Below are 13,075 nucleotides of genomic sequence, written 5' to 3'. Positions count from 1 at the left end.
TGAAATACATAAGCATTAAGGATGCCAAAAAGACAACGGCATAGCCTGGAACAAAACCCACCCATACAGACGTAGACATTCACTTCAAATAAAAACTGCATGCATCTCTATAGGTATCCGTGCATTCCAGGATTGTTGATGAGGAGAAGTCTCGAGACTCTTTCCATGACAACGAGCTTCCAACCCACATGACCTGTTTGTAATGACCGCCGAGATCAAGATGCATATTCAAATATCGGCCACCGGAGGTTACATAGATACAGCTATTTATAAAACCAACTTTATCGCCACCTTGGTGAGTCAATACAAAATAGCTTTTCTCGAAGTTGGTAACAGCTTCCATGGCACCGTCAACCAGCACACCTACCCATTCAGCACCCTCACTTTTAGCTGGCGCGCTAAAAATGCCCATCATGCCCTTGATATCTCGCGGCGAAGGACATGATTCCTGATCACCCGGCCAATCAGGGATATTGAGGTAATTACTAGCAGGCGCGGCATACACGAATGTAAATAGCTGCGAACACAGCAACACCCAACCCAACAATCTAGACACGTTCCATTCCTTCGTAAATATCAGAAGGAAGGTTCTATCAACTAGAACAACTTTAGAATGTAGGACGATTCCTAAAATATTAGATTTTTCTCTTAAGACCAGCAGTCTCTACATCGAAGCGCCCGCTCTTGGTGGTCAGTTGCAAAGTGCAGTCACAACGACGCCCCTGACTAAAGCGTGCTATCCACCTGGACCAGGCCAGCCTCCAACGCCGCGAAGATCGCCAGCTTGAAGTCATCGGTGGACCTTGAAAGAACACTATCAGGAAGGGCACGCCGCAAAAGGAGATCGTGTACCTGGAGGCAGGTGCCGACTTGGCCTTTTGAGTGGCGGCTTTGCAAAGGTTTTGAAAACCGCGGACAACAAAAAAGGGCCCACCTTTCGGTGAGCCCTTCTAGACCGCCCAGCAGAGCGGATTTTGTTTGGTAGGCGCGATTGGACTCGAACCAACGACCCCCACCATGTCAAGGTGGTGCTCTAACCAACTGAGCTACGTGCCTGCTGTGAGGCGGCATTCTACGGAATTCCGGAGGGGTGTCAACACCTTTTTTGCAGCTAACCCTCTGAATATGCGAATTTTTATTTTTTGAGCCTGCCAAGAAGAGTTTTCGATGGCTGGTAGGCGTTTTTCAACTCAGGTAGGATCCACGCAATTGTCAAGAATATTAAACAGAGGTTGCAGGATGGCGAACACACCTTACCCACAGTCGTATTACGCGGCGTCAGCCAACGCTGCTCCAGCCCGCCCGCTGCTGCAAGATGATGTGGAAACCGATGTCTGCGTGATCGGTGCCGGCTATACCGGCCTCTCCAGCGCCCTGTTCCTGCTTGAGAGTGGTTTTAAAGTCACTGTCCTGGAAGCGGCCAAGGTAGGCTTCGGCGCTTCCGGGCGCAACGGTGGACAGATCGTCAATAGCTATAGCCGCGACATTGATGTGATTGAACGCAGTGTCGGCCCCAAGCAAGCTCAACTGCTTGGCCAGATGGCCTTCGAAGGCGGCAGGATCATCCGTGAGCGGGTCGCCAAGTATCAAATCCAGTGCGACCTGAAGGATGGCGGAGTGTTCGCCGCCATCACCAGCAAGCAGATGGGTCACCTGGAGTCGCAGAAGCGCCTGTGGGAGCGCTACGGCCACACCCAGCTGGAATTGCTGGATCAGCGCCGCATTCGCGAAGTCGTCGCTTGTGACCTGTACCAGGGCGGCATGCTCGACATGAGCGGCGGGCATATCCACCCACTCAATCTGGCACTGGGTGAAGCGGCAGCCGTGGAATCCCTGGGTGGCGTTATCTACGAGCAGTCCCCGGCGGTACGCATCGAACGCAGTGCCAATCCGGTGATACATACCCCTCAAGGCAAGGTCAGGGCCAAGTTCGTCATAGTCGCGGGCAACGCCTACCTGGGCAATCTGGTGCCGGAACTGGCCGCCAAATCGATGCCATGCGGCACCCAGGTCATCACCACTGAACCATTGAGCGATGAGCTAGCAAAAAGTCTGCTTCCCCAGGACTACTGCGTCGAGGACTGCAACTATCTGCTGGATTACTACCGTCTTTCCGCCGACAAGCGCCTTATATTTGGCGGCGGCGTAGTCTACGGCGCTCGCGACCCGGCAAATATCGAAGCCATCATCCGACCGAAGATGCTCAAGGCCTTCCCGCAACTCAAGGATGTGAAGATCGACTACGCCTGGACCGGCAACTTCCTGCTGACCCTGTCGCGTCTGCCGCAAGTCGGACGCCTGGGCGACAACATCTACTACTCCCAGGGCTGCAGCGGCCATGGCGTCACCTACACCCATCTGGCGGGCAAGGTACTGGCAGAGGCCCTGCGCGGCCAGGCAGAACGTTTTGACGCCTTTGCCGAGCTGCCGCACTACCCCTTCCCTGGCGGCCAGCTGTTGCGCACCCCATTTACCGCAATGGGCGCCTGGTATTACAGCCTGCGGGACAAGCTGGGGTTCTGATAACCCTGCCTCTCTGCAAATAAAAAACCGCCCATAAGGCGGTTTTTTATTTGCAGAGAGGCAATATCGACTGCCTGAGCAGCATCAAAAAAGCCGGATTCCGAAAACAAAAAACCCCGGTCTTTCGACCAGGGTCTTTGCTATCGATCCGAAGAGCTTGCGGCTTCTTCGTCACTTGAAGGCGTTCAGTGTTCCTTCAAGTAGATATGGCGCAGCGGACGGGACTCGAACCCGCGACCCCCGGCGTGACAGGCCGGTATTCTAACCGACTGAACTACCGCTGCGTATCGCTTGGACTTACGTCCATGTGAACCGTTTAAATCGTCTGACTGGAGAGCTTCGAGGCTTTTCAATCTCAGAGCAGGAATCCCTGATCTGGAAAATATGGCGCAGCGGACGGGACTCGAACCCGCGACCCCCGGCGTGACAGGCCGGTATTCTAACCGACTGAACTACCGCTGCGCGTCGGTTGGATGCTTCCGTGGAAGCCTCCGCCTTTCTTTCGAAAGACACTCAAGAAGTGGTGGGTGATGACGGGATCGAACCGCCGACCCTCTGCTTGTAAGGCAGATGCTCTCCCGGCTGAGCTAATCACCCTTTGCTTCGTTGAGGCCGCGAAATTTACGCAGATACCGATGCTAAGTCAATACCCTGCTTGAAGTTTTTCTGAAAAAGACAAAATCACGACAATGCCTGCAGAAGGGATCAACAACACCGACGACCTAAAGCCGTGCTCGTTGCGCCCTCCACACGCCATCAGTCGCGATAAATCATTTTTTTGCTCATACCGCCGTCGACCACGAACTCCTGACCAGTGACAAAACCGGAGTTCTTCGACAACAGCCACGCCACCATCGCCGCCACATCCTCGACCGTCCCTACCCTGCCCGCCGGATGCTGAGCATGATCGGCATCGCTCAGGGGCTCGGCCCGACGCGCCGCCGGGTCCCGAGCGTCGATCCAGCCGGGGCTGACCGCATTGACCCGGATCTCCGGCCCCAGGCTCATGGCCAATGCATGAGTCAAGGCCAGCAAACCGCCCTTGCTCGCCGCATAGGCTTCAGTGTCCGGTTCCGATTGCCGGGCACGGGTAGATGCCAGGTTGACGATGGCTCCGCCATGAGCACGCAAATACGGCGCACAGTGCTTGGCCAGGAGCATCGGACCGCTGAGGTTCACCGCCAGCACCCGATTCCAGTAAGCCAGGTCGAGGCTCTCCAGGGTGATGTTGCGCGGATCGGCGACTGCTGCGTTACACACCAGCGCATCGAGGCGCCCGAACTGCCCCAGCACTTCGGCGACACCCAGGGCGACCTGCGCTTCATCCGCCACATCCATGCCAATGAACCAGGCACTGTCACCCAGGACCTTGGCCACCTGGGAGCCGCGTACCCGATCCAGATCGGTCAGCACCACCTGCCAGCCTTCGCTGATCAGCCAGGCAGCGATGCCCAGGCCGATACCGCGTGCCGCGCCAGTCACCAGCGCGACGCGGCCGTTGGCAATGCTCTGCTGTTCGGACAACTCGATCACAAGGCTGCCAACCCGCGCGCCAGGTCGGTTTGCAGGTCCACCACATCCTCAAGGCCGACAGCGATGCGAATCAGGCTGTCACGAATGCCCGCCGCTTCACGCTCTTGCGGCGCCAGACGGCCGTGAGAGGTGGTGCTCGGATGAGTGATGGTGGTCTTGCTATCGCCCAGGTTAGCGGTAATGGAAATCAGGCGAGTGGCGTCGATAAAACGCCAGGCCCCGTCCTTGCCGCCCTTGACCTCAAAGCTCACCACCGCGCCGAAACCACGTTGCTGACGCTTGGCCAGTTCGTATTGCGGATGGCTTGGCAGACCGGCGTAGTGCACCTTCTCGATGCCGTCCTGCTGCTCCAGCCATTCGGCCAGGGCCTGGGCATTGGCACAATGGGCGCGCATCCGCAGGTTGAGGGTTTCGAGGCCCTTGAGGAAGATCCAGGCGTTGAACGGACTCAGGGTCGGTCCCGCGGTACGCAGGAAACCCACCACTTCTTTCATCTGTTCGCTGCGGCCAGCCACCACACCGCCCATGCAACGCCCCTGGCCATCGATGAACTTGGTCGCCGAGTGCACCACCACGTCCGCGCCCAGCTTCAGCGGCTGCTGCAACGCCGGAGTACAGAAACAGTTGTCGACCACCAGCATCGCGCCCTTGGCGTGAGCGATTTCGGACAACGCGGCGATATCCACCAGTTCGGCGAGCGGGTTGGACGGTGATTCAACGAACAGCAGCTTGGTATTGGCCTTGATCGCCGCATCCCAACCGGACAGGTCCGCCAGGGGCACGTAATCGACCTCGATACCGAAGCGCTTGAAATACTTTTCGAACAGGCTGATGGTCGAGCCAAACACACTGCGCGAAACCAATACATGGTCGCCCGCGCTGCACAAACTCATGACCACCGAGAGAATCGCCGCCATGCCAGTGGCCGTGGCCACCGCCTGCTCGGCGCCTTCCAGGGCGGCGATGCGCTCTTCGAACGCCCGCACGGTCGGGTTGGTGTAGCGGGAATAGACATTGCCCGGCACCTCGCCGGCGAACCGCGCGGCCGCATCGGCGGCCGTGCGGAACACGTAGCTGGAGGTGAAGAACATCGGATCACCGTGCTCCCCTTCCGGGGTACGGTGTTGGCCGGCGCGCACGGCCAGGGTGTCGAAAGCTACGCCATCAAGGTCGCTGTCCAGCCGACCGGCATCCCAATCCTGACTCATGCCGCCTACTCCTTATGTCTTCTAATGCTCTAGATCAGTTGTTGTACAGATCGATGATCGCACTGACCGCCTGGGTCTTGGCCTTGGAGGCATCGTTACGTGCGTTTTCGATCTTGTTCAGGTAGGCCTCGTCGACGTCGCCAGTGACATATTTGCCGTCGAACACCGCGCAGTCGAAGTTCTCGATCTTGATCTTGCCGCCACCGACCGCCTCGATCAGATCAGGCAGATCCTGGTAGATCAGCCAGTCGGCGCCAATCAGATCGGCCACATCCTGAGTCGAACGATTGTGCGCGATCAGTTCGTGAGCGCTCGGCATGTCGATGCCGTACACGTTCGGGAAACGCACGGCAGGCGCCGCGGAGCAGAAGTAGACGTTCTTCGCGCCGGCTTCACGGGCCATCTGGATGATCTGCTTGCAAGTGGTGCCACGAACGATCGAGTCATCTACCAGCATCACGTTCTTGCCGCGGAACTCCAGCTCGATGGCATTGAGTTTCTGGCGCACGGATTTTTTCCGCGCAGCCTGGCCCGGCATGATGAAGGTCCGGCCGATGTAGCGGTTCTTCACGAAACCTTCGCGGAACTTGACACCCAAGTGGTTCGCCAGCTCCAGCGCCGCGGTACGGCTGGTATCCGGAATCGGGATGACCACATCGATATCGTGATCCGGACGCTCGCGCAGGATCTTCTCGGCGAGCTTCTCGCCCATGCGCAGGCGCGCCTTGTACACCGACACGCCGTCGATGATCGAGTCCGGACGCGCCAGGTAGACGTGTTCGAAAATGCACGGAGTCAGCTTCGGATTGGTCGCGCACTGACGGGTGTGCAGCTTGCCGTCTTCAGTGATGTAGACCGCTTCGCCCGGCGCCAGGTCGCGAATCAGGGTGAAGCCCAGCACATCCAGGGACACGCTTTCGGAGGCGATCATGTATTCCACGCCTTCGTCGGTGTGACGCTGACCGAAAACGATCGGGCGAATACCGTGAGGGTCGCGGAAGCCAACGATGCCATAACCGGTGACCATGGCGACTACCGCATAACCGCCAACGCAACGGTTGTGCACGTCGGTCACGGCGGCGAACACGTCTTCTTCGGTCGGTTGCAGCTTGCCGCGCTGGGCCAGCTCGTGAGCGAAGACGTTGAGCAGGACTTCCGAATCGGAATTGGTGTTGACGTGGCGCAAGTCAGATTCGTAGATCTCCTTGGCCAGTTGTTCAACATTGGTCAGGTTACCGTTATGCGCCAGGGTGATGCCGTAAGGCGAGTTGACGTAAAACGGTTGAGCTTCGGCCGAAGTCGAGCTGCCAGCGGTCGGATACCGCACATGGCCGATACCCATGTGACCGACCAGGCGCTGCATGTGCCGTTGATGGAAAACGTCACGGACCAGGCCGTTGTCCTTGCGCAGGAATAACCGGCCATCATGGCTGGTCACGATACCGGCAGCGTCCTGGCCGCGGTGCTGGAGGACGGTTAGCGCGTCATACAGCGCCTGATTGACGTTCGACTTACCGACGATACCGACGATGCCACACATGCGACGCAACCCCTACTTAATGAAACTGAACTGAACACATCTTACTGAGGCGTTTTGGCCGGTAAGAGTTGTTCCTTGAACGGTATTTCAGCGGGTACGCTGATACCGCTGGCCAGCCACTGACTGCTCCACCCCAATATGAGGTTTTTTGACCAGTCTGCAACCAATAGAAATTGTGGCACCAGTCGCGACTGCTGCCACCAGGAATCCTGTTGTACCGGCCCCAGGCTCAACAGCCCGACCGCCACGACCACCAGCAACGCGCCACGCGCCGCGCCGAAGGCCATGCCGAGGAATCGATCGGTCCCGGATAGCCCGGTGACGCGAACCAATTCGCCGATAAGATAATTGATCATTGCGCCCACGATTAAAGTGGCGACAAACATGATGGCACAGCCCGCGATCACGCGAGCCGAGGGAGTCTCGATGTATCCGCTGAGGTATTCGGACAGAGAGCCACCAAACATCCAGGCAACGACTCCTGCGACGATCCAGGTAAGCAGCGACAGCGCTTCTTTGACGAAGCCGCGACTCAAACTGATCAAAGCGGAGATGGCGATGATTGCAACGATCGCCCAGTCAACCCAGGTAAATGGCACAGTGCAGCCTACAGACGGATAAGGCGGCGCATTTTAACAGAGCGCATGGCCGTCGGTAAGCTGCGATTCACTGTGCTTTGCAAATCAAGGCGATAGCCTTAACCGCGCTCAGGCTGGAAGCGCACGACAAAACCCTTGAGGTTCTGCTGACGGCTCAGCAAATCGCGCAGGCGGTCTGCCTCGGCCCGCTCGATCAATGGACCGACGAATACCCGGTTCTTGCCATCGGCGGAACGGATATAAGCGTTGTACCCCTGGCTGCGCAGGGTTTTCTGCAGGTTCTCGGCGCTTTCCCGACTGGACAGGCTGGCCAGTTGCACCGACCAACTGACCGACAGGCCGTTTGCATCGACACGGCTTGAGGTCGCATCGGGCTTGGCTGGCGCTGCGGCAATCGGCTGGGCCGGAGCCGGCTTGGGGGCTGGCGCCGGAGGTGGAGCCACGGGCTTGCTCGCGGCAACTGGCGGTGCCACCGGGACTGGAGCCGGAGCAACCGGAGCGCTTGGCGCAATCGGCATCGAAGGCGCGGCCTGCTGGGCCACTTCTTCATTGGTGGGTACCGGTTCCTGTGGCAGCGCCTGCGGCTCTGGCACCACCACAGGCTCGACTTGCACCTGGGTTACAGCAGGCGCCTGAGGCACTGCTGGTACCTCGACATTGATATGCCGCTGCTCATCTTCACGGGAAAACAGCATCGGCAGGAAAATCACCGCCAACGCCACCAGAACCAAGGCCCCAACCATTCGCTGCTTGTAGACGTTATCCAGCATAGCCATGTGCAGCTTCCTCCGTGGAGCGCCGAGCGAGCCACTCGAGCGCCTCGGCAACACAATAAAAAGATCCGAACAGCAGAATCTCGTCTTCGGCCGTAGCCTGCGCACACTGCCCTTCCAAGGCTGCGGCGACACTTTCATAAGACGCTACCGAAGCCCCAAGGTTCTGCAGTGCTGCCTGCAAGTCCGCAACGGGACGCGCACGGGCAGAATCCAGCGGCGCCACCGCCCAATGCTCGACACAGGCATCCAGGCGGGCAACCACGCCCTCCAGATCCTTGTCCGCCAACAGGCCGAATACCGCCAGGCGCTTGCCCGCCACTGGTCGGCGCATCAGGCGCTCGGCCAGATACTCCGCGGCATGGGGGTTGTGTCCGACATCCAGCAACAGATTCAGGTGCTTGCCCTGCCATTCGAATTGACGGCGATCCAGGCGCCCGACCACTCGCGTCTGCTGCAAGGCTTCGGCGATGCGTTCGGGCTGCCAAGGCAGCCCCAGCAACAAATAGGCCTGCAAGGCCAGCGCGGCATTCTCCATGGGCAGATCGAGCAGCGGCAAGTCCCGCAGCTCGACAGCAATGCCCCGCGCATCGAGCCCCCGCCACTGCCAGTTCGCCTCGGTGATCCCCAGGTCGAAATCACGACCGCGCAGGAAGAACGGGCAGTTCAATTCACGCGCCTTATCCAGCAGGGGCTGAGGGGGATTCAGGTCACCGCAGAGCGCAGGCGCGCCCTGACGGAAAATCCCGGCCTTCTCGAAGGCCACGGACTCACGGGTGTCACCCAGGTAATCGGCATGGTCGACGCCGATACTGGTGACCAGCGCCAGATCCGCATCCACCAGGTTGACCGCATCCAGGCGCCCACCCAGGCCGACTTCCAGCACCACGGCATCGAGACCGGCACGCTGGAACAGCCAGAAGGCCGCCAGGGTACCCATCTCGAAATAGGTCAGGGAAATTTCACCGCGCCCGGCTTCGACCGCGACAAAGGCCTCGCACAGCTCGGCATCGCTGGCTTCGACGCCATCGATCTGCACGCGCTCGTTGTAGCGCAACAGATGGGGGGAATTGTAGACACCGACCTTCAGCCCCTGGGCCCGCAGCAAGGACGCCACGAACGCACAGGTAGAACCCTTGCCATTGGTACCGGTCACCGTGACGACCCGAGGCGCCAGCCTGCCCAATCCCATGCGGGACGCTACTTCTTGCGAGCGCTCCAGCCCCATGTCGATGGCTGACGGATGCAACTGCTCAAGGTAGGCAAGCCAGTCGCCAAGGGTACGCTCGGTCATATGTTTGCAGGCACCGGTGGCACCACGATCGCCTCGACAGGCGCGGCCACGAACTCAGGCGTCGGCAAGCCCATCAGTTGAGCCAGCAGGTTACCCAGGCGCGGACGCAGCTCCTGGCGCGGGATAATCATGTCGATAGCGCCATGCTCCAGCAGGAACTCGCTGCGCTGGAAACCTTCCGGCAGTTTTTCACGCACGGTCTGCTCGATCACGCGAGGACCGGCGAAACCGACCAGGGCCTTGGGTTCGGCGACAATCACGTCACCCAGCATCGCCAGGCTGGCGGAAACGCCACCGTAGACCGGGTCGGTCAACACGGAAATGAATGGCAGCCCTTCTTCACGCAGGCGCGCCAGCACTGCGGAAGTCTTGGCCATCTGCATCAGGGAGATCAGCGCTTCCTGCATCCGCGCACCGCCGGAAGCGGAGAAGCAGACCATCGGGCAACGCTTTTCCAGCGCGTAGTTGGCAGCACGTACAAAACGCTCGCCAACGATGGCGCCCATGGAGCCGCCCATGAAGGAGAACTCGAACGCCGATACCACCACCGGCATCCCCAGCAAGGTACCGCTCATGGAAATCAGCGCGTCCTTTTCACCGGTCTGCTTCTGGGCCGCGGTCAGGCGATCCTTGTACTTCTTGCCGTCGCGGAATTTCAGACGGTCTACCGGCTCCAGGTCGGCGCCCAGCTCGGCACGGCCTTCAGCGTCGAGGAAAATGTCGATACGGGCGCGAGCGCCGATACGCATGTGGTGGTTGCATTTGGGGCAGACGTCCAGGGTCTTTTCCAGCTCTGGACGATACAGCACCGCCTCGCAGGACGGGCACTTGTGCCACAGACCTTCAGGCACCGAGCTTTTCTTCACCTCGGAACGCATGATCGAAGGGATCAGTTTGTCTACTAACCAGTTGCTCATGCTTTCTTTCTCCAGTACCGGCGGCCCGAACGCTCTGGTTCGCGGCCCCGCGTATGCCCTTGAGCTAAATTCATGTGTGCGGCGATGATCTGTTCGCTACCGCGGTCAGCGCGAGCTTGACCTGCCTGTACCGAACGGCTCCTCAGCCATCCCGACAACCCCCGGATAGAGCGGCTGCCACTTCGATTTACGGCCCGCCCAGCGACGGTGCCGGCCTGTTTTGTACAGTGGTGTTATGGACGGCGGCAGACTGCCAGCCGTCACATCGACTAACAGCTGCCGCGAACGGCCTGCATAAATGCGCGAATCTTTGCGTGATCCTTGATGCCCTTGCTCTGCTCCACCCCGCCGCTGACATCCACGGCGTACGGGCGAACCTGCGCTATCGCCTGGCCGACATTCTCGGCAGTCAAGCCACCGGCCAGGATAATCGGCTTGCTCAAGCCTTGCGGTACCAGTGACCAATCGAAGGCTTCGCCGGTTCCACCCGGCACGCCCTCGACGTAGGTATCGAGCAGGATGCCGCTGGCCCGCGCATAAACCGCGCAACGGCTGGCAATATCGTCGCCGGCCTTTACCCGCAGCGCCTTGATGTAGGGCCGGTGATAGCCCTCGCAGTCCGCCGGTGTTTCATCGCCGTGAAACTGCAACAGGTCCAGCGGCACCGCGTCGAGGATCTCGCCCAGCTCGCAGCGGCTGGCATTGACGAACAGGCCCACGGTGGTCACGAACGGCGGCAGCGCGGCAACGATCGCCCGCGCCTGCTGGACGTTCACCGCCCGCGGACTCTTGGCGTAGAACACCAGCCCGATGGCATCGGCCCCGGCCTCGACCGCCGCCAACGCATCCTCAATGCGGGTAATCCCACAAATTTTGCTGCGAACGGCTGACATGTCGTTTAAACCTCAGGGCAAATCCGGGGAAAGTCCCGGATGGTAGCAAATGCTTTTCCGGGCGTCAGCCGTCAAGTTCCGAGAAGCCGGTGAGGAAATGTGGCCCAATGTATCGCTCGGGCAGCTCGAATTCATCGTGATACTCAACCTGCACCAGATACAGTCCGAAAGGATGCGCCGTCACCCCGCCCGTGCGGCGAATCCGGCTCTCCAGCACTTCCCTGGCCCACTCGACCGGACGCTCGCCCGCGCCGATGGTCATCAGCACTCCGGCGATATTGCGCACCATGTGATGCAGGAACGCGCTGGCGCGGATATCCAGGACAATCATCTTGCCGTGCCGGGTGACCCGCAGATGGTGGATTTCCTTGATCGGTGACTTGGCCTGGCACTGCCCTGCACGGAATGCACTGAAATCATGGGTACCCACCAGATGCTGGGCAGCCTCGGCCATCCGCTCGACATCCAGCGGGCGATGATTCCAGGTGATCTCCTCGTTCAAGTGCGCCGGACGGATCTGGTCGTTGTAGATCACGTAGCGATAGCGGCGGGCAATCGCCTTGAACCGCGCATGAAAATGCGCCGGCATGACCTTGGCCCAGCTCACGCTGATGTCGTGGGGCAGGTTGATATTGGCCCCCATCACCCACGCCTTCATCGACCGCTCGGCCTGGGTATCGAAGTGCACCACCTGCCCGCAGGCGTGCACGCCGGCGTCGGTACGCCCGGCGCAAGACAGCAGCACCGGCGAGTCCGCCACCCGGGACAACGCCTTCTCGAGGGTTTCCTGGACACTCGGGACACCGGAAGCCTGACGCTGCCAGCCGCGATAACGAGAGCCCTTGTATTCGACACCCAACGCAATTCTGAAAAAGCCTGCGGCCGCCATTTCGGCGGCCGCGTTATCTATATTTGCCAAGAACTTACAGCCTGCTGATATGCGCAAAGGCAGCCATTATAAGGCGCGCGCAAGCAGACGCCATGCGCGACCCGCTTTTAGTTGATGTTTGCCCATTAAGCGCCAGCGAGCGTAAACAGGATTGCGTGAAAACCAGGACAAACGCTATATAGATGAATATATAGCGAAAACCATAAATCCACTCGACCGGGACCTGAGACCAATGACCGCCATCAACAAGGAGGCCGTGGGCCTCGCCTACAGCCTGCAAGGCATGCTCCACGCCAAACGCAAGACCTGGGAAGCCATCGCGCAGATAGCCGCGCGTATCCAGCCAGGCATGCTCGAATCCCAGGCTCGCGCCTTGGGGCTAGAGGTGCTTGCGGAATTGGGCATGGACCGGATCTGGCACCCGGCGCTGGTGCGCTTTGGCGAAAACACCCTGAAGACCTTCAAGCAACGCTCCGAAGGCGATCCGATATTGGGCGACAACGACATCTTCTTTATCGACCTGGGGGTGGTCTGGGACCGCCACGAAGGCGATTGCGGCGCCACCTTCGTCACCGGCAACGATCCCGAGATGCAAGCCTGTGCCACGGCGGCCCAAACCCTGTTCGAACGGGTTCGTGATCACTGGAGCGAGCACAAGGTCGCCGGCCCCGCCCTGTATCGCTATGCCGAAGAACAGGCGAGCGCCATGGGCTGGATGCTGAACCTGGAGATCAAGGGGCACCGGGTCAGCGACTTCCCCCATGCCATTTATCGAGCGGGCGACCTGGGCAACTTCGAGGCATGCCCCAACGTTGGCCTGTGGATTCTGGAAATCCAGATCGCCCATCCTACCCGGCCGTTCGGCGCCTTCTACGAAGACCTGCTGGCCTAACCGCGCAAGCGCCG

General features: G+C 59.7%; 12 protein-coding genes and 4 tRNA genes. 2 read left to right on the top strand and 14 right to left on the bottom strand.

The genetic code is table 11. The features are described from left to right. Window positions 1-79 precede the first annotated feature (79 nt). On the bottom strand, window positions 80-556 hold the full coding sequence (locus tag C4K27_RS10400) for a DUF3757 domain-containing protein (RefSeq protein ID WP_169834589.1): 477 nt from the start codon (window positions 554-556) through the stop codon (window positions 80-82). Between the two features lie 423 nt (window positions 557-979). After that, window positions 980-1,056, bottom strand: a tRNA-Val gene (locus C4K27_RS10395). A gap of 183 nt (window positions 1,057-1,239) precedes the next feature. On the opposite strand from C4K27_RS10395, the gene C4K27_RS10390 reads away from it, so the two are divergent. Further along, window positions 1,240-2,523 carry an NAD(P)/FAD-dependent oxidoreductase gene (locus tag C4K27_RS10390; RefSeq protein WP_053260345.1) on the top strand — a complete coding sequence of 428 codons (1,284 nt, stop codon included), beginning with the start codon at window positions 1,240-1,242 and terminating at the stop codon, window positions 2,521-2,523. A 207-nt stretch (window positions 2,524-2,730) separates the two neighbouring features. Here the strand turns inward: C4K27_RS10390 and C4K27_RS10385 are convergent. The 12 genes from C4K27_RS10385 to truA form a co-directional block, all read right to left on the bottom strand. Then, window positions 2,731-2,807, bottom strand: a tRNA-Asp gene (locus C4K27_RS10385). 101 nt (window positions 2,808-2,908) lie between these two features. Then, window positions 2,909-2,985, bottom strand: a tRNA-Asp gene (locus C4K27_RS10380). 59 nt (window positions 2,986-3,044) lie between these two features. Further along, window positions 3,045-3,120 (bottom strand) — tRNA-Val (locus tag C4K27_RS10375). A 159-nt stretch (window positions 3,121-3,279) separates the two neighbouring features. Next, the gene (locus tag C4K27_RS10370) at window positions 3,280-4,047 is read right to left on the bottom strand and encodes an SDR family oxidoreductase (protein ID WP_219733791.1); all 768 of its coding nucleotides are present in this window, start codon (window positions 4,045-4,047) and stop codon (window positions 3,280-3,282) included. Between the two features lie 5 nt (window positions 4,048-4,052). Further along, window positions 4,053-5,264, bottom strand: a complete 1,212-nt coding sequence (locus tag C4K27_RS10365; RefSeq protein ID WP_009043036.1) for an O-succinylhomoserine sulfhydrylase — start codon at window positions 5,262-5,264, stop codon at window positions 4,053-4,055. 34 nt (window positions 5,265-5,298) lie between these two features. Continuing rightward, window positions 5,299-6,804, bottom strand: coding sequence for an amidophosphoribosyltransferase (purF, locus tag C4K27_RS10360; RefSeq protein WP_007921973.1), 1,506 nt, complete (start codon window positions 6,802-6,804; stop codon window positions 5,299-5,301). A gap of 41 nt (window positions 6,805-6,845) precedes the next feature. Continuing rightward, window positions 6,846-7,403, bottom strand: a complete 558-nt coding sequence (locus C4K27_RS10355; protein ID WP_007921975.1) for a CvpA family protein — start codon at window positions 7,401-7,403, stop codon at window positions 6,846-6,848. A gap of 98 nt (window positions 7,404-7,501) precedes the next feature. Then, window positions 7,502-8,179, bottom strand: a complete 678-nt coding sequence (locus C4K27_RS10350; RefSeq protein ID WP_053260344.1) for an SPOR domain-containing protein — start codon at window positions 8,177-8,179, stop codon at window positions 7,502-7,504. Beyond that, complete coding sequence (gene folC, locus C4K27_RS10345; protein WP_053260343.1) at window positions 8,163-9,470, bottom strand: bifunctional tetrahydrofolate synthase/dihydrofolate synthase; 1,308 nt, start codon at window positions 9,468-9,470, stop codon at window positions 8,163-8,165. The genes C4K27_RS10350 and folC overlap by 17 nt, the downstream gene beginning before the upstream one ends. Beyond that, window positions 9,467-10,387, bottom strand: a complete 921-nt coding sequence (gene accD, locus C4K27_RS10340) for an acetyl-CoA carboxylase, carboxyltransferase subunit beta (RefSeq protein ID WP_007921980.1) — start codon at window positions 10,385-10,387, stop codon at window positions 9,467-9,469. Before accD ends, folC begins: the two co-directional genes overlap by 4 nt. A gap of 269 nt (window positions 10,388-10,656) precedes the next feature. Then, entirely contained in the window at window positions 10,657-11,280 is a 624-nt protein-coding gene (locus tag C4K27_RS10335; RefSeq protein WP_053260342.1) for a phosphoribosylanthranilate isomerase, read from the bottom strand. 64 nt (window positions 11,281-11,344) lie between these two features. Beyond that, a complete protein-coding gene (gene truA, locus C4K27_RS10330) occupies window positions 11,345-12,169 on the bottom strand; it encodes a tRNA pseudouridine(38-40) synthase TruA (protein ID WP_016704910.1) in 825 nt (274 codons plus the stop codon). A 232-nt stretch (window positions 12,170-12,401) separates the two neighbouring features. Here truA and C4K27_RS10325 point away from each other — a divergent pair, with 232 nt between their 5' ends. Next, on the top strand, window positions 12,402-13,061 hold the full coding sequence (locus C4K27_RS10325) for a M24 family metallopeptidase (protein ID WP_053260341.1): 660 nt from the start codon (window positions 12,402-12,404) through the stop codon (window positions 13,059-13,061). Window positions 13,062-13,075 lie beyond the last annotated feature (14 nt).

The sequence above is a fragment of the Pseudomonas chlororaphis subsp. chlororaphis genome (genome assembly GCF_003945765.1).
GTDB lineage: Bacteria > Pseudomonadota > Gammaproteobacteria > Pseudomonadales > Pseudomonadaceae > Aquipseudomonas > Aquipseudomonas chlororaphis.
This window is presented reverse-complemented; position numbering and strand designations above follow the sequence as displayed.